At 60.7% G+C, this 15,067-nt stretch carries 15 protein-coding genes; 6 read left to right on the top strand and 9 right to left on the bottom strand.

Features of this window, described 5'->3' with window-relative positions; translation table 11 throughout:
- The first annotated feature begins 4 nt into the window (after positions 1 to 4).
- The 5 genes from AC3RCG_RS26185 to AC3RCG_RS26165 all read left to right on the top strand — a co-directional run bounded on the left by AC3RCG_RS26185 (position 5) and on the right by AC3RCG_RS26165 (position 5,102).
- Positions 5 to 934: an ABC transporter permease subunit gene (locus AC3RCG_RS26185; protein WP_492402215.1), complete on the top strand. Its 930-nt coding sequence runs from the start codon at positions 5 to 7 to the stop codon at positions 932 to 934.
- A complete protein-coding gene (locus AC3RCG_RS26180) occupies positions 931 to 1,782 on the top strand; it encodes an ABC transporter permease (RefSeq protein WP_492402216.1) in 852 nt (283 codons plus the stop codon). The genes AC3RCG_RS26185 and AC3RCG_RS26180 overlap by 4 nt, the downstream gene beginning before the upstream one ends.
- Positions 1,783 to 1,812: 30 nt before the next feature.
- Positions 1,813 to 3,300 carry an aldehyde dehydrogenase gene (locus tag AC3RCG_RS26175; RefSeq protein ID WP_492402217.1) on the top strand — a complete coding sequence of 496 codons (1,488 nt, stop codon included), beginning with the start codon at positions 1,813 to 1,815 and terminating at the stop codon, positions 3,298 to 3,300.
- A gap of 175 nt (positions 3,301 to 3,475) precedes the next feature.
- Positions 3,476 to 4,768, top strand: coding sequence for a type II toxin-antitoxin system HipA family toxin (locus tag AC3RCG_RS26170; RefSeq protein ID WP_492402218.1), 1,293 nt, complete (start codon positions 3,476 to 3,478; stop codon positions 4,766 to 4,768).
- Between the two features lies 1 nt (position 4,769).
- On the top strand, positions 4,770 to 5,102 hold the full coding sequence (locus tag AC3RCG_RS26165) for a helix-turn-helix transcriptional regulator (RefSeq protein ID WP_492402219.1): 333 nt from the start codon (positions 4,770 to 4,772) through the stop codon (positions 5,100 to 5,102).
- Positions 5,103 to 5,108: 6 nt separating this feature from the next.
- Here AC3RCG_RS26165 and panB read toward each other — a convergent pair whose 3' ends face one another.
- From panB to AC3RCG_RS26135, 6 genes are all read right to left on the bottom strand, one after another.
- Positions 5,109 to 5,984: a 3-methyl-2-oxobutanoate hydroxymethyltransferase gene (gene panB / locus AC3RCG_RS26160; protein ID WP_175445216.1), complete on the bottom strand. Its 876-nt coding sequence runs from the start codon at positions 5,982 to 5,984 to the stop codon at positions 5,109 to 5,111.
- Between the two features lie 108 nt (positions 5,985 to 6,092).
- Positions 6,093 to 6,569 carry a 2-amino-4-hydroxy-6-hydroxymethyldihydropteridine diphosphokinase gene (gene folK / locus AC3RCG_RS26155; RefSeq protein ID WP_492402220.1) on the bottom strand — a complete coding sequence of 159 codons (477 nt, stop codon included), beginning with the start codon at positions 6,567 to 6,569 and terminating at the stop codon, positions 6,093 to 6,095.
- Positions 6,569 to 7,939 carry a polynucleotide adenylyltransferase PcnB gene (pcnB, locus tag AC3RCG_RS26150; protein ID WP_070311685.1) on the bottom strand — a complete coding sequence of 457 codons (1,371 nt, stop codon included), beginning with the start codon at positions 7,937 to 7,939 and terminating at the stop codon, positions 6,569 to 6,571. Before pcnB ends, folK begins: the two co-directional genes overlap by 1 nt.
- Positions 7,932 to 8,603 carry a histidinol-phosphatase gene (locus tag AC3RCG_RS26145; protein ID WP_070220747.1) on the bottom strand — a complete coding sequence of 224 codons (672 nt, stop codon included), beginning with the start codon at positions 8,601 to 8,603 and terminating at the stop codon, positions 7,932 to 7,934. The genes pcnB and AC3RCG_RS26145 overlap by 8 nt, the downstream gene beginning before the upstream one ends.
- Positions 8,603 to 9,271 (bottom strand): DnaA regulatory inactivator Hda, encoded by a 669-nt coding sequence (hda, locus tag AC3RCG_RS26140; RefSeq protein ID WP_058048421.1) that lies wholly within the window; start codon positions 9,269 to 9,271, stop codon positions 8,603 to 8,605. The genes AC3RCG_RS26145 and hda overlap by 1 nt, the downstream gene beginning before the upstream one ends.
- 208 nt (positions 9,272 to 9,479) lie before the next feature.
- Positions 9,480 to 10,562: an AI-2E family transporter gene (locus tag AC3RCG_RS26135; RefSeq protein WP_070220405.1), complete on the bottom strand. Its 1,083-nt coding sequence runs from the start codon at positions 10,560 to 10,562 to the stop codon at positions 9,480 to 9,482.
- Positions 10,563 to 10,750: 188 nt separating this feature from the next.
- On the opposite strand from AC3RCG_RS26135, the gene purM reads away from it, so the two are divergent.
- Positions 10,751 to 11,794: a phosphoribosylformylglycinamidine cyclo-ligase gene (purM, locus tag AC3RCG_RS26130; protein WP_034788683.1), complete on the top strand. Its 1,044-nt coding sequence runs from the start codon at positions 10,751 to 10,753 to the stop codon at positions 11,792 to 11,794.
- A 114-nt stretch (positions 11,795 to 11,908) separates the two neighbouring features.
- Here purM and AC3RCG_RS26125 read toward each other — a convergent pair whose 3' ends face one another.
- The 3 genes from AC3RCG_RS26125 to AC3RCG_RS26115 form a co-directional block, all read right to left on the bottom strand.
- Positions 11,909 to 12,430: a CHAP domain-containing protein gene (locus AC3RCG_RS26125; protein ID WP_492402221.1), complete on the bottom strand. Its 522-nt coding sequence runs from the start codon at positions 12,428 to 12,430 to the stop codon at positions 11,909 to 11,911.
- A 41-nt stretch (positions 12,431 to 12,471) separates the two neighbouring features.
- On the bottom strand, positions 12,472 to 13,290 hold the full coding sequence (locus AC3RCG_RS26120) for a peptidoglycan-binding protein (protein WP_070290901.1): 819 nt from the start codon (positions 13,288 to 13,290) through the stop codon (positions 12,472 to 12,474).
- Between the two features lie 335 nt (positions 13,291 to 13,625).
- Complete coding sequence (locus AC3RCG_RS26115; protein ID WP_121670558.1) at positions 13,626 to 14,957, bottom strand: MFS transporter; 1,332 nt, start codon at positions 14,955 to 14,957, stop codon at positions 13,626 to 13,628.
- Between the last annotated feature and the right edge of the window lie 110 nt (positions 14,958 to 15,067).

Here is a 15,067-nt window from a genome sequence, read left to right as displayed (position 1 = left end):
CACCATGACGTCCATTTTGCAATCGCTGCGCAAGCTCGTCACCCTGCGTTGGGTCACTGGGCGCAACGCCGTCATCGCCGTGCCCGCGCTGTTCCTGACGGCCGCCTTTTTGGTACCGTTCCTGATCGTGCTGCGCATCAGCCTGTCCGACATGGACACGGCGGGCAGTCCGTTCGGCGGCTTGCTGTCGTACGTCGACGGCATCGTCGTGCTGAAGGTCAAAATCGCCAACTATCTGTTCATCGCCGCCGATGAACTGTATCTGCTCACCTACCTCAGTTCCATCAAGTACGCGGCCATCACCACGGCCATTTGCCTGTTCATCGGCTACCCGTTCGCCTACTTCATGGCGCGCGCCAGGCCGGCCATCCGCCCCGTGCTGATGATGCTGGTGATGCTGCCGTTCTGGACCTCGTTCCTGCTGCGCGTGTATGCGTGGAAGGGCATCCTGGCCAATCACGGCTTGCTCAACGATCTCTTGATCGCGCTGGGCGTGGTGCAGGAACCGCTGCATATGATGAACACCTCGTTTTCGTTGGTCGTCGGCATGGTGTATGCCTATCTGCCGTTCATGATCCTGCCCCTGTACGCGAACCTGGTGAAAATGGACGTGCGCTATCTGGAAGCGGCGGCCGACCTGGGCGCCACGCCCCTGCAGGCGTTCTGGCGCATCACCGTGCCCCTGTCGAAGTCGGGCATCATCGCCGGCGCCATGCTGGTGTTCATTCCGTCCGTGGGCGAATACGTGATTCCCGAGCTGCTGGGCGGCCCGGAAACCCTGATGATCGGCCGCGTGCTGTGGGATGAGTATTTCACGAATAACGACTGGGCCATGGCTTCGTCCGTGACGGTGCTGGTGATCCTGCTGATCCTCGTGCCGATGGCCATTTTTAACAAATACAAGACCGACCAGGACGAGGAAGAGCGCACATGAACGGACGTACCTTCCTGCAGCGCTGGTTCGGGCGCGGCTGGCTCTCGCTGGGCTACCTGTTCCTCTACCTGCCCATCATCGTGCTGATCGTCTTCTCGTTCAACAGCTCGCGCCAGGACATGGTGTGGAGCGGCTTCTCGCTGCGCTGGTACAGCGAGTTGATGAGCGATGCGGAAATCATCTCGGGCTTCGGTTTATCCCTGAAGATCGCCTTCATGTCGGCCACGTCGTCCGTCATCCTCGGCACCTTTGCCGCCTTTGCCTTGAGCAGTTACCAGCGCTTCCGCGGCCGCACGGTGTTTTCCGCCATGGTCAGCGCGCCCTTGGTGATGCCGGAAGTGATCATCGGCCTGTCCCTGCTGCTGATGCTGGTGTCCATGCAAAAGGTCTTCGGTTTCCCCGAGCGGGGCGTGCTGACCATCTGGCTCGGTCACACCTTGCTGGGCATGGCGTATGCGGCCGTGGTGGTGCAATCGCGCCTGCAGGAAATGAGCAAGTCGCTGGCCGAAGCGGCCATGGACCTCGGTTGCCGCGCGCACCAGGTGTTCTTCCTCGTGACCCTGCCGAACATCACGCAGGCATTGGCGTCTGCCTGGCTGCTGACGTTTACCCTGTCGCTGGACGACGTGGTACTCTCCGCTTTCCTGTCCGGCCCCGGTTCGACGACGATGCCGCTGGTGATCTTCTCGCGCGCGCGCCTGGGGCTTGACCCGCGCGTGAACGCCATCGCCGCGCTGACCATCCTCGTCGTGACGATTGCCGTGATCGTGTATGCCGTGATGCTGGCGCGCGCCGACCGCAGACGCCGCAAGCAGATGTCCGCGGCGTATTCGGCGGACCAGGAGTAAGCTGCTTGTAAACTGACACAGGAGACGACCATGACGGAAAACACCAGTTGGCATGCACGGGCCGCAGAGATCAAGATCGATGGGCGCGCCTTCATCAACGGCGAACGGGTCGCGGCCAGGTCAGGCCGGACTTTCGACAACCTGTCGCCCATCGACGGGCGTCTGCTGGGGCAGGTGGCCCGCTGCGACGGCGCCGACGTGGAGGCGGCCGTGCAGGCCGCGCGCGCCGCTTTTGACGACCGCCGCTGGGCCGGGAAATCGCCAGCGCAGCGCAAGCGGGTATTGATCAAGTTCGCCGACCTGGTGCAGAAATACGGTCCCGAGCTGGCCCTGATGGAAACCCTGGACATGGGTAAACCGATCAAGTACAGCCAGAGCGTGGACGTGGGCGCCACGGCCAACTGCCTGCGCTGGTATGGCGAGGCGATCGACAAGGTCTACGATGAAATCGCCCCGACGCCCGCCAACAGCCTGGCCCTGATCACGCGCGAACCGGTGGGCGTCGTCGCCGCCATCGTGCCGTGGAATTACCCGATGATCATGGCCGCCTGGAAGATCGCGCCCGCCCTCGCGGCCGGCAACAGCGTGATATTGAAACCGTCGGAAAAATCGCCGCTGACGGCCCTGCGCCTGGCCGACATCGCGCTGGAAGCGGGCGTGCCGGCGGGCGTCTTCAACGTGCTGCCCGGCTACGGCAACGAGGCCGGCGCCGCGCTGGCGCTGCACATGGATGTCGATTGCATCGGCTTTACGGGTTCCACGCGCACGGGGAAACTGATCGTGCAGATGGCGGGCCAGTCGAATCTGAAACGGGCGTGGACGGAACTGGGCGGCAAGTCCGCCAACATCGTGTGCGCCGATTGTCCGGACCTGGACAAGGCCGTGGCGGCCGCCGTCGGCTCCATCTTTTTCAACCAGGGCGAAAGCTGCAATGCGCCCTCGCGCCTGTTCGTGGAAGAATCGGTCAAGGATGCATTTATCGCCAAGGCGCTGGCCATGCTGCCCCGCTTCCAGCCAGGCGATCCGCTCGATGAAGCCACCGTCATGGGCGCCATCGTCGACGCCACGCAGATGCAAACAGTGATGGGCTATATCGCGTCCGGCAAGAACGAAGGCGCGCAATTGCTGGGCGGCGGCGAGGCCGTGCGCCTTGATACGGGCGGCTATTACGTGCAGCCGACCATCTTCGGCGTGGACGCCGGCATGACGATCGCGCGCGAAGAGATCTTCGGGCCCGTCCTGTCCGTGTTGGGCTTTACGGATATCGCCGAAGCCATCCAACAGGCCAACGCCACGCCCTACGGCTTGCAGGCGGCCGTGTGGACCTCGGACATCAGCAAGGCCATCCAGACGTCGCGCGCCCTGCGCGCGGGCACCGTGCACGTCAACCAGTACGATGGCGACGACATCACCGTGCCGTTCGGCGGCTACAAGCAGTCGGGCAACGGGCGCGACAAGTCGCTCCATGCGCTGGACAAGTACACGGAGCTGAAGACGACGTGGATACAGGTGGGATAATTTCTATAAGGGTACTTAAAAGGGCTAATTAAGAGTATTTTTGGCTTAAAATAGTCCTTTTGGGTGCTATTAAATTTTTCATGGCGCTGCACTTGCTAAAATTTGGATCGTATAAGTGCTAATTTAAGGATAAACTGAACACAATTAGCTACTATAAGATCCAATTGGAGCGGCCATGCAATGCCATTTTCAAATTTTTCATGATGATGCGTGGCACGATTGCGCATCGCTGACTTTGCTTGAGCCTGCAGGCGGCAATCCACGTACCGCTGCCCTGTTCGAGTATGATCTCGATTATGCCTTCTTCAAGCTTGAGAGTGGACCTGTCTCGCTGCGTTTTCCCGTCACGGCAGAGATGCAGAAGCTGACGCAATGGCCAGCCTTTATCTTTGACCTGATTCCCCAGGGAAGCGGACGGACATATCTGCTTGGGCAGCTGCAGCTGGCCGATGGTCCGGCTGCCGATTTTCCGCTGATGTGCGCCGGCGCGTTCAATCCCGTCGGGCGCGTGCGCATCGCCGAGGCCGTGCAGTACTACGCACAACATATGCATCGCCATGACAAGGGCAAGCCGCTGAGCGGCTTTTCACTGGACGAGATCATAGGTCGCGGCGATGCCTTCAATGAGCGCATGCTGATGCATGGCATGCTGGCCGCCGGCAGTCTGGGGGTGCAAGGAGCGGCGCCGAAATATCTTCTGACCACTGACCATGCCGGTCTCTGGCATGCCGATGGCGCCCTGGCGGACCAGGATGCGGCTGCCCATTTCATCGTCAAGCGTCCGCGCGGAAAGACCGCCAGCGACGCCAAGGTATTGCGGAATGAGGCCGCATACATGACTGTGGCGCGCGCGGTCGGCTTGCGCACCGAAGGCCAGTTGCGCTACCAGGACGATACCTTGTTCATTCCCCGTTTTGACCGCCGCATCCTCGATGGAAAAGTGCTGCGACTGCATCAGGAAAGCGCCGCTTCACTGGCAGGTATCGTCGGCTTTGAAGCCACGCCCAGCCAGTTCGACCTATTGCAGGCGCTGCGCGCCGTCGTCAGCGACAAGACTGCGGAAACCATCGAATTTCTCAAACGCGATATCTTGAACCTGGCCATGCGCAATACCGATAATCACGCACGCAATACGGCGGTGCAGCAAATTGGTGCCGAGGTGCGCCTCACGCCGCTGTTCGATTTTGCGCCGATGTACCTGGACCCGGATGGCATACCACGCGCGGCCCGCTGGTATCACCCGGATACCAAAAACGAGCTGCATGACTGGACGACGATACTAGCTACGATCGACATGCCGGACGTGGAGCGCCAGCAGATCCGCCTCGCGCTATACGGATTTTCCCAGCACCTGGTTGCGCTGGAACAGCATATGCAGGAGGCTGGCGTGGATGATGACATCATTGCTTTCCTCCGGCCACATATCGCCGGGCAGATCGAACAGCTCAAGGCATTGGGAGAGCACTGACATGGCGCGTACAAAGAAGACCGTTGACAAGGAAGAGTTGCGGCAGCGCAGGGCAGTGCTTTACGAAGCCATTGAAGCAGGAGCCGTCACGCTACAGCATGCCGTCAAGGAAATGCGCGCCATCTCGCGCATGACGCAGGCAGAGTTTGCGACGCATCGGGGCGTGAGCACGAAGGTTATCAAGGAGATCGAGAGCGGCAAGGGCAACCCGACCATCCAGACGCTGAACCGTATCGGGCAATTCTTTGGCCTGGAGGTGGCCTTTGTACGGACAGAAACGCTGCGCGAAAAAAAAATCGCCCCGGCGAGTGCCGGGGCGATATCGCCTCAATAGACTGGATCAGAAGCAGTGTTCCAGCGCCGGGAAGCTGCCATCCTTGACGGCCTTCACATAGCCGGTGACGGCGTCGTCGATGCTGGCCGCGCCTTCCATGAAGTTGCGCACGAAGCGCGCCTTGCGGCCTGGGAAGACGCCCAGCATGTCGTGCATGACGAGGACCTGGCCCGAGCAGTCGGGACCGGCGCCGATGCCGATGGTGGGGATCGTCAGCATGTCGGTCACTTCCTTGCCCAGTTGCGACGGCATGGCTTCCATCAGCACGATGGCGGCGCCCGCGTTTTGCAGCACCAGTGCGTCGTTTTTCAGCTCGGCGGCGCTTTCCGTGCTCTTGCCCTGCACCTTATAGCCGCCCAGCTGGTGCACGAATTGCGGCGTCAGGCCGATGTGGGCGCAGATGGGGATGCCGCGCTCGGTGAGGAAACGGACGGTCTCGGCCAGCCAGGCGCCGCCTTCGATCTTGATCATGTGCGCGCCCGCCTGCATCAGGATGACGGCGTTGGCATAGGCCGTTTCAGGCGTGCCGTACGCGCCGAACGGCAGGTCGGAAAGGATCATGGCCGACTTGCTGCCGCGCGCCACGGACGCCGTGTGGTAGGCCAGTTCGGCCACGGTGACGGGCAGGGTGGAGTTCAGGCCGTTGCAGACCATGCCGAGCGAATCGCCGATCAGCAGGATCTCCACGCCGCAGCGGTCCATCAGCGACGCGAAGCTGGCGTCATAGCAGGTCAGCATGGAGATCTTTTCGCCGGCGGCGCGCAACGTGGCCAGGGTATGGATGGTCACGGCCTTGTTGGCGACAGGCTTGGATGGCGCCGGCGCCGGTGTGGCGGCCTTGTCTTTTGCGGCCAGATCTGTTCCTTGCAAATAAGCGGACATAGGTATTCTCTAGAGTGAAAGGGGGGTGATGCTATTGCGACGCCGCTAGTGTAGTACTTTATAGGGCGGCGTGCAGGGGCGGCATTGTAGAGCAATGCCGCGTGGCGCTCAGAGTTGGCTGATGGCCTGGTCCTCCACGCCCGCCAGGTAGCCTTGCGCCGGGCCGAGGCCGGGCACGGCGATGGCCGGCGCCAGGGCCAGCAGCGGCACCAGCACGAAGGCGCGCTCGGTGAGGCGCGGATGCGGTACCGTCAGGGTGGCGCTGGCGATCTGTGCATCGCCGTACAGCAGCAAGTCCAGGTCCAGGGTGCGCGGGGCATTGCGGTAGGGCCGTTCGCGCCCGTGCGCCGCCTCGATGGCGTGCAGGGCCAGCAGCAGTTCCTCCGCCGGCAGGGTGGTCGCGATGCGCGCCACGGCGTTGATGTAGTCGTCGCCGCTGGAATCGATGGGTGCCGTGCGGTAGCTGGCCGAGGCGTCCAGCAAGCTGGCGCCGGGCAGGCGCGCCAGGCGCGCGATCGCCTCCTGCACGTTGGCGCGCGCGTCGCCCAGGTTGGCCCCGATGCCGATGTAAGCGATCACTGACATTATTCGCCGCTGGTGCTGCCGGTGGTGGTGCCGCCGCCCGTTTTGCTGCGCGTGCTGCGGCGCGGCGGGCGCTTCTTCTTGACGGCGCCCGGCGCGGCATTGGCGCTGACGAGCAGCGCTTCGCGCGTTTCCTCGTCGCCTTCATAAAAGGCCGTCCACCATTCGCCGATGTCCGCGTCGATCTCGCCCGAGGCGCAGCGCAGCAGCAGGAAGTCGTAGCCGGCGCGGAAGCGCAGGTGCTCGAGCAGTTTGTACGGCGCCTTGCCGACCCGGCGCTCGAAGCGGGGCTGCATCGACCAGATGTCGCGCATGTCGGAACCGATCTTGCGCTGCAAGGCCAGTTTTTCCGTCTGCGAATCGAGCACGTCGTCGGCCGCCAGGTGCAGCGCGGGGATGGTCGACTCGCCGGCGGCGCGGTAGGCCGTCCATTTTTCCAGCACCTGGTGCCACAGCAGCGAGGCAAACAGGAAGCCCGGCGAGACGGTCTTGCCGGCGGCGATGCGCTGGTCCGTGGCGTCCAGCGCCAGGGTGACGAATTTCGCGCCCAGCGGCTGTTCCAGCACCACGTCGAGCAGCGGCAGCAGGCCGTGATGCAAGCCTTCCTTGCGCAGCTGCTGCAGGCAGGCCAGCGCGTGGCCGCTCATCAGCAGTTTGAGCATTTCGTCGAACACGCGCGGCGCCGGCACGTTGTTGATCAGCGGCGCCATGACGGGAATCGGCGCGGCCGTGTGCGGCTCGATGGTGAATTTCAGCTTGGCGGCGAAGCGCACCACGCGCAGCATGCGCACGGGGTCTTCGCGGTAGCGCTCTTCCGGCTTGCCGATCATGCGCAAGGTCTTGGCGCGGATGTCTTCCACGCCGCCGTGGTAATCGAGCACTTCCTGCGTGGCCGGGTTGTAGTACATGGCGTTGATGGTGAAGTCGCGGCGCAGCGCGTCTTCATGCTGCAAACCGAAGGTGTTGTCGCGCAGGACGCGGCCATGTTCATCCTTGGGCGCGGAATCGGCGCCGGCGCCGCGGAAGGTCGTCACTTCCAGCAAATCCTGGCCGAACATCACGTGCACGATCTGGAAGCGCTTGCCGATGATGAAGGCGCGGCGGAACAAGCGTTTGACCTGTTCCGGCGTGGCGTTGGTGGCGATGTCGAAGTCTTTGGGTTTGACGCCCAGCAGCAGGTCGCGCACGGCGCCGCCGACGACAAAGGCCTCGAAGCCCGCTTCCTGCAGGCTGCTGGTGACGCGGATGGCATTCGACGATACCAGTTTCGGATCGATTCCGTGTTGCGCAGGACCGAGCACGATGGGTGCCGTGGTGTCGCGCGCTGCCTCTTTTTTAACGCCGAGGATCTTGCGGATGAATTTTTTAATCATTGAATAAGTGGAGTGATGGCCAGCCGTGGAGGGATGCGTGTGCGCTCAAAGCGGTGTTGGGATTGGTCGCGACCGGGTGGGTCACGACCGACAGCAAGGGAATATCGTTGTGCGAATCGCTGTAAAAATAGCTGCGCTCGAACTGCCCCAGTTCCTTGCCCATCTTTTCCAGCCAGGCGTGGGTGTGGGTCAGCTTGCCCGCGCCCAGGGTCGGCGTGCCCAGCAGCTTGCCCGTGACATTGCCTGCGTCGTCATATTCGGGCATGGCAGCCAGCAGGTGCTCGACGCCGAGCGCATCGGCGATGGGTTTGGTGATGAAATGGTTGGTGGCCGTGACGATGGCCAGCAAATCGCCTGCGTCCTGGTGCTGTTTCAGCAGGGCAACGACTTCCGGGCGGATGGCCGGCAAGACCACTTCGGCCATGAATTGGCGGTGCAGCGCTTCGAGGCGTTCGCGCGGGAATTGCGCCAGGGTGCCGAGCGAAAATTCCAGGTATTCCACCGGATCGAGCGTGCCGGCCTGGTATTGCGCGAAAAATTCGTCGTTGCGGCGGGTGAATTCGGCGGCGTCCACGGCACCGATGCGTACCAGGAATTCGCCCCACTCGTGATCCGAGTCGATGGGCAGCAGGGTGTGGTCGAGGTCAAACAGGGCCAGATTCATCATTCTTTCGCTTCCGCCTGCAGCAACTCGCGCAACAATGGCAAGGTGATCGGGCGTTGGGTTTCAAGGGAGTAGAGGTCGAGAGAGTCCAGCATCGTCGACAGCGAACGCATGTCGCGCCGGAAATGGGACAGCAGATAGGGTAACACGCCGGGCGACAAGGTCAAGCCGCGGGTGGTGGCCGCCTGGGTCAGGGCGGCGATTTTTTCATCGTCCGTCAAGCCGTGGATCTGGTAGATCAGGCCCCAGCCCATGCGCGTGCGCAAGTCTTCGCGCACGGGCAGCACGGCCGGCGGCACGGCGCCGCTGCACACCATGAAGGCCTTGTTGGCGCGGATTTCATTGAACAGGGCAAAGGCATCGATCTGCGCCAGCGGCGACAGTTTTTCGCAGTCGTCGAGCAGGTACAGATCCACGTCGGGCGAATACACGAATTCGGACTCGATCGAGAACGGCGAAATGTAGCGCGCGCGCTCGGTGCTGGCCAGGGCCTTGAGCAGGTGGCTCTTGCCGGCGGCCAGTTCGCCCCACAGGTAGGCAAAATGTTCGCGCGACGTGCGCGCGGCGAACTGGCGCATCAGCTGCGCCACTTCGGCATTCTGTCCCACCTCGAAGGTATCGAGGCTGTGCGCCTGGTCTGTGCCTAAATCGAGCACCAGTTGTTTCATGGCGTACGCCTTGTCCTGTTTTTCATTACTGCTTGTGCGTCGTCGTCGCTGTTGTTAGTTTAACATTTTTGTGTCGGGTGCCTGATAGAAGCGTAGCGAGCGGCAGCGATTTGTGGCCGAGAAGCGCAACCGTACTTGAGTACGGTGAGCATCGCCGGCCGCAAAGTGCGACGCGCAGTCGCTTATGTCGCTTATGTCAGTCACCTTGTCACGCATTATAGAAGGTGCTGGACAGGTAGTGGCGTCTTAGATGCTTAAAAGCGACCATCAGGACGGCAGAAGCGGGTAAAGCAAGCAAAACGCCGACGAAACCGAACAATTGTCCGAAAGCCAATAGAGCGAAGATCACGGCCAGCGGGTTCAGGCCGATGCGCTCGCCCACCAGGCGCGGCGTGAGGAAAAAGCCCTCGATGACCTGGCCGCAGCCATAGATGACGGCCACGGCGATGACGCCGCTCCAGTCGGCAAACTGCAGCAGGGCGGCGATCAGCGCCAGCATCAGGCCCAGGCCGAAGCCCAGGTAGGGGATGAACACCAGCAAGCCCGTGATGATGCCCACAGGCAATGCGACTTCAAAACCGGCGATGGCCAGCGCCACCGAGTAATACGTGGCCAGCACCAGCATGACGAGCAACTGGCCGCGCAGGTATTGCGCCAGCAGGGTGTCGACTTCCTGCGCCATGCCCACCGTGCGGCCGACCCAGCGGCGCGGCACGGCGCCGGCGATGCGCGCCAGCATCGGATGCCAGTCCAGCAACAGATAGAACAGCACCACGGGAATGAGCACGACGGTGGCCAGCCAGCCCAGCACGGCAGTGCCGCCGATGCGGGCCGAGGCCAGCACGGTGCTCCAGATTTCATCGCCGCTGGTGGCCATCTGCTGGCTCAGCATGCGCTTGATGCCCGTGCCGTCCAGGCGCACGCGGATGCCCAGGTCGCGCAGTTTCGGCGCCAGGAACTCGTTCGCCTTGCTGAGGAATTGCGGAATCTGCGCCTGCAGCAAGGGGATTTCCTTTTGCAGCACAGGCACGACGATCAGCACGAGCGCCGTGATGGCGAGGAAAAACAACACTACGACGACCAGCACGGCCAGCGGACGGGGCACGTAAAAGCGCCGGTAATGCAGGCGCTGCAAGCGGTCCACGCCGGGATTGAGCACGTAGGCGAGGATGGCGGCGGCCAGGAAGGGCGTCAGGATGGGGCCCAGGCTGACGAGCAGCAGCAAAAATGCCAGCCAGACCGCGATCCAAAATGCTGTTTGCTTCTGTTCGGCGGTGATGGCGAATGGCATGGAGTTTGTGCTGTTGCGTTAAAAAAAGGCAGTTAATTACGAAATGGCGGGGCAGTTTGATAAAATAGCGTCTTGATCGACCGAATTCACCCGCTGGCGCCCTGCCGCACGATGTTGAAAAACATGCTTGCGCGCGCGTGCCGGCGGGTATCCGCCTTCTATTTTACCGCCTCCGCTGCCACCACACCATGAACCAGACTTCTAATGTTTCCCTTTCCTACCGTGACGCTGGCGTCGATATCGACGCAGGCGACGCTTTAGTCGAAGCAATCAAGCCGTTTGCCAAGCGCACCCTGCGCGAAGGCGTGATGGGCGGCCTGGGCGGTTTTGGCGCCATGTTTGAAATCAGCAAGAAGTACAAGGAACCGGTGCTCGTCTCGGGCACCGACGGCGTGGGCACGAAATTGCGCCTGGCGTTCGAACTGAACCGCCATGACACGGTCGGCATCGACCTCGTCGCCATGAGCGTCAACGACATCCTCGTGCAAGGCGCCGAGCCGCTGTTCTTCCTCGACTATTTTGCTTGCGGCAAGCTGGATGTGGCCATCGCCACCGACGTCATCAAGGGCATCGCCCAGGGTTGCGAACAAGCGGGCTGCGCGCTGATCGGCGGCGAAACGGCGGAAATGCCGAGCATGTACCCGGCCGGTGAATACGACTTGGCAGGCTTTGCCGTCGGCGCCGTGGAAAAATCGAAAATCATCGACGGCACCAAGATCGCCCCGGGCGACGTGGTGCTGGGCCTGGCCTCGTCGGGCGTGCACTCGAACGGTTACTCGCTGGTGCGCAAGATTATCGAAGTGGCGAAGCCGGACCTGGAAGGCGACTTCCATGGCCGTAAGCTGGCCGACGTGCTGATGCAGCCGACGCGCATCTACGTCAAGCCGTTGCTGGCGCTGATGGATGCCATGGAAGTGAAGGGCATGGTGCACATCACCGGCGGCGGCCTGGTGGAAAACATCCCGCGTGTGCTGCAGCCTGGCCTGGTGGCCGAACTGGACTCGAAGGCATGGACCATGCCGCCGCTGTTCACGTGGCTGCAACAGCACGGCGGCGTGGCTGACGCCGAGATGCACCGCGTCTTCAACTGCGGCATCGGCATGACCGTCATCGTTTCGCAGGAAAACGCGGACGCCGCCATCGCGCAATTGCAAGCGGCCGGCGAAACCGTCTCGCGCATCGGCACCATCCGCGCCCGCGTAGGCGATGAGCATCAGACCATCGTGATCTGAGCGTTATTGGCGCTGAGGGCATATGAGGCAAGGCATTCATGCCTTGCCTCACACTGGCAGAAAAAAAGCAGGCACTCGACAGTGTGCCTGCTTTTTTTTATGCAGCTGCTCGCGTTACGCAAACAGGCGGATGTACGATTTTGTCAGCGACCGCGCGCGTGTTTTTTCCCATACGCCATCCCCGCTATTGCTGTCGCGCTCACCTTTGCCGTTGGTATTGCCTTCAATTGTCGTGATCGCACCAGCTTGAGAAGGTTGATCCTTGATGACCAAGCCAATATGCGAAAAGTCGTAGACAACGAAGTCGCCGGCCCTGGCGGCTTCTGTTTCTGGTAATAGCTCGATGTTTTTCTGTGCCGCCCACTTTTCCCAGCCAAATGCACTGGCGTCGCGGCAGCGCCACTTTTCGGCAGCGTTGACGGAATCGATGCCCAACGCGTCACGCACGCTTTCTTCGTGCAGCCATTCGCGCATGAGCCAGGCTGTAAAGGCTGCACACCAAGGCCAGGCACCCGGCATCATCCAAGTCGCTGACTGAAACTCTTCGATCCGCTGTCCGGTGTTATTGATGGGGCCTTCGCGCACTCCTTTTTCTTTACGCGCAAGAAAAATGAGTTTTTCTATGCTTGTGTTCATGATCCCGTCCTTTCGTGAAATTGCATACCAGCGCTTGTTCGTTATTGGAATCCGTTATTGATAAGTTTTTCTCCGACTAAATATGCGGACGTAAAGCGTTCCAGGCCATTGCTGCCGTTATTAACCTGCTTTCTGGCTAAAATAAAATTGTGTTGCAATAATGCTTGTTTTATTTCTATTTTTTTATCCGAGAGAAAAAGCGCCAGAATATTGGCCGCACATTCAGGCATATTCGCACGCTCGGGGGCATTCAATAAATCTTGTGATGGTGTCAAACGCGTTCCATAGCGCGCATAATTGTCGCGACCTGTTAGTTGGATGAAGCCACGGCCATGAAAGCGGTCCCCGTCGGGAGGCCCCTGATTACCCAGACTCTTTTTATAGTCATACAAATCGTAGGGCCGTCTGGAAGAGGGAGAGGTGTTGTATCTGGAAATGCCTTCATCGACAGGCAGGAATGCCTCTGTTTCTGCCCGGATTGTGGCTAACGCGGCCAATACCATGATTTTGTCTCCCAGGCCATGATTGCCCAATGCATCGAGTACAGGCGGCAGATAGCGCTTGATGTTATCGATGCGCGTATCGGGAAACATCTGGCTCACCACTTGCACCGAAACTTGTGTCCTGACGTCAGGCAAGTCATCGTTGTCGCACAGGTCAAGCAATGACAAGGTACGGGGGCCAGCTTCGCCATCAATGAGCAAGCCTTCGCTTTCCTGGAAGGCGACCACGGCGGCGGCCGTTGCTTGCCCGAACATGCCATCTTGCGCACCGGGATTGAACCCCCGTTCTGCCAGAGCCAATTGCAGGGCCACAACATCGCTGCCACTGCTATTGATTTTCAATAGACATTTTTTCATTATCTCTCCTTATTAAATTATTTTCTGCGCCAGAAAATTACGTATGATTATTTTTAATTGGCAGGGAGCCTGAAATGTCTATTTTTTGCCGGGGCATGCGTTATTAAATTCGGAAGGTTATGGTAGGTCCTGCTGGTGCTGGTGGTTTGATGAATGTCAAATGGACTTATTTTTATAAAAAATCCTTTCTGTGAAAATAAGAAAGTTTTTTGAGTGAATATATGTTATGGGGAATTGACTTGCAGTAAATGTGGTGGCGTGCATGATTATTTTGAGACGGCAATGCAGAAAAGCAGGCCTCTTCGAGAGCCTGCTTTTTTACGCCTGTTGCCAGCTTACCTTGCGTGCGCCGGCTTCATGCGGCCATCCGGCTGCGAGCCGCCCCTGCCGATCATGGCCACGCTGACGGCCGAGACGAGGGAGGCGAACAGGATGTAGCCGACGATGTGCCACGGCTCGCCATTGCCCGTCTTGAGCAGGTAGGTGGCGATGATGGGCGTCAGGCCGCTGGCGAAGATGCCGGAGAACTGGTACACGAAGGAGATGCCCGTGTAGCGCACCCTGGCGTCGAACAGGTCGCAGAAGAGGGCCGCCTCCGGGCCGTACACGGCCGAATACAGCACGCCCAGCGGGATGATCACGGAACACCACAGCAGCAGCGGATTGCCGGCGTGGTGCAGCATGATCCAGAAGGCGGGGATGGCCGACACGCCCGTGATCAGGGAGCCCCAGAAAAACACCTTGCTGCGGCCGATGCGGTCCGACAGGCGGCCGAAGAAGGGGATGCAGAAGCACATCACGACGGCCGACGCCATCACGCCCATCAGCGCTTCCGTGCGGTCTATCTTGATGGTGTTGGTCAGATAGGTGATGGAAAACACGCCGAAGATATTGAAGAACACGCCGTCGATATAGCGCGCGCCCATGCCTTTTAATACATTGCCCGGATAGCGCTTCAGCAGGTCGAAAAATGGAATCTGCGTCTCCGCGTTCTTTTCCTTGACGGCCTGGAACTCGGGCGTTTCCATCACGTTCAGGCGTATCCACATGCCGATGAAGACGAGGGCGGCCGACAGGATGAAGGCGACGCGCCAGCCCCAGGACAGGAATTGCGCGTCGCTCAAGCTGTACGACAGGATGGCCACCACGCCGGAGGCGAGGCACAGGCCGATGGCCAGGCCGATCTGCGGCAGGCTGGCGTAGAAGCCGCGCTCTTTTGGGGGCGCATATTCGTACGCCATCAGCACGGCGCCGCCCCATTCGCCGCCGAGGCCGATGCCTTGCAGCACGCGCAGGAACAGCAGCAGGCCCGGCGCCCAGTAGCCGATGTAGTCATAGGTGGGCAGCACGCCGATCAGGAAAGTGGAGATGCCCATGATCATCAGGGTCATGACCAGCATGCTCTTGCGGCCGATCTTGTCGCCGAAGTGGCCGAAGATCACGCCGCCGATGGGACGCGACAGAAAGCCCACGGCGAAGGTGCCGTAGGCCAGCATGGTCGAGACGAGCGGATCGCCGCCCGGGAAATACAGTTTGCTGAATACGATGCCGGCCACGACGCCGTATAAAAAGAAGTCGTACCATTCGATGGTGGCGCCGATCACGCTGGCCATCACGACTTTCCGCAGCTCTTGGGCTTTTTTCGGATTGCTGGGATTGTTGTCCATATCTAGTCTCCAATCGATATCGATTATGTGTTTGATGCCTGGCTTGTCGCCGGGTCATTGGAGGCGGGGCCGCCTGCCCGCCGCTGACATCCTCCTTGCCGGGAATGGAA

The sequence above is a fragment of the Janthinobacterium sp. GW823-FHT01H08 genome (assembly GCF_058797855.1).
This window is presented reverse-complemented; position numbering and strand designations above follow the sequence as displayed.

Excerpts from the sequence above, each read along its gene's own strand:
- AC3RCG_RS26180 (WP_492402216.1), top strand. The coding sequence starts at position 931 with ATGAACGGACGTACCTTCCTGCAGCGCTGGTTCGGGCGCGGCTGGCTC.
- AC3RCG_RS26135 (WP_070220405.1), bottom strand. The coding sequence starts at position 10,562 with ATGCCATTCGCCATCACCGCCGAACAGAAGCAAACAGCATTTTGGATC.
- hda (WP_058048421.1), bottom strand. The coding sequence starts at position 9,271 with ATGAAACAACTGGTGCTCGATTTAGGCACAGACCAGGCGCACAGCCTC.
- AC3RCG_RS26185 (WP_492402215.1), top strand. The coding sequence starts at position 5 with ATGACGTCCATTTTGCAATCGCTGCGCAAGCTCGTCACCCTGCGTTGG.
- AC3RCG_RS26145 (WP_070220747.1), bottom strand. The coding sequence starts at position 8,603 with ATGAATCTGGCCCTGTTTGACCTCGACCACACCCTGCTGCCCATCGAC.
- AC3RCG_RS26165 (WP_492402219.1), top strand. The coding sequence starts at position 4,770 with ATGGCGCGTACAAAGAAGACCGTTGACAAGGAAGAGTTGCGGCAGCGC.
- AC3RCG_RS26175 (WP_492402217.1), top strand. The coding sequence starts at position 1,813 with ATGACGGAAAACACCAGTTGGCATGCACGGGCCGCAGAGATCAAGATC.
- AC3RCG_RS26115 (WP_121670558.1), bottom strand. The coding sequence starts at position 14,957 with ATGGACAACAATCCCAGCAATCCGAAAAAAGCCCAAGAGCTGCGGAAA.
- AC3RCG_RS26125 (WP_492402221.1), bottom strand. The coding sequence starts at position 12,430 with ATGAACACAAGCATAGAAAAACTCATTTTTCTTGCGCGTAAAGAAAAA.
- AC3RCG_RS26170 (WP_492402218.1), top strand. The coding sequence starts at position 3,476 with ATGCAATGCCATTTTCAAATTTTTCATGATGATGCGTGGCACGATTGC.
- panB (WP_175445216.1), bottom strand. The coding sequence starts at position 5,984 with ATGTCCGCTTATTTGCAAGGAACAGATCTGGCCGCAAAAGACAAGGCC.
- AC3RCG_RS26120 (WP_070290901.1), bottom strand. The coding sequence starts at position 13,290 with ATGAAAAAATGTCTATTGAAAATCAATAGCAGTGGCAGCGATGTTGTG.
- pcnB (WP_070311685.1), bottom strand. The coding sequence starts at position 7,939 with ATGATTAAAAAATTCATCCGCAAGATCCTCGGCGTTAAAAAAGAGGCA.
- purM (WP_034788683.1), top strand. The coding sequence starts at position 10,751 with ATGAACCAGACTTCTAATGTTTCCCTTTCCTACCGTGACGCTGGCGTC.
- folK (WP_492402220.1), bottom strand. The coding sequence starts at position 6,569 with ATGTCAGTGATCGCTTACATCGGCATCGGGGCCAACCTGGGCGACGCG.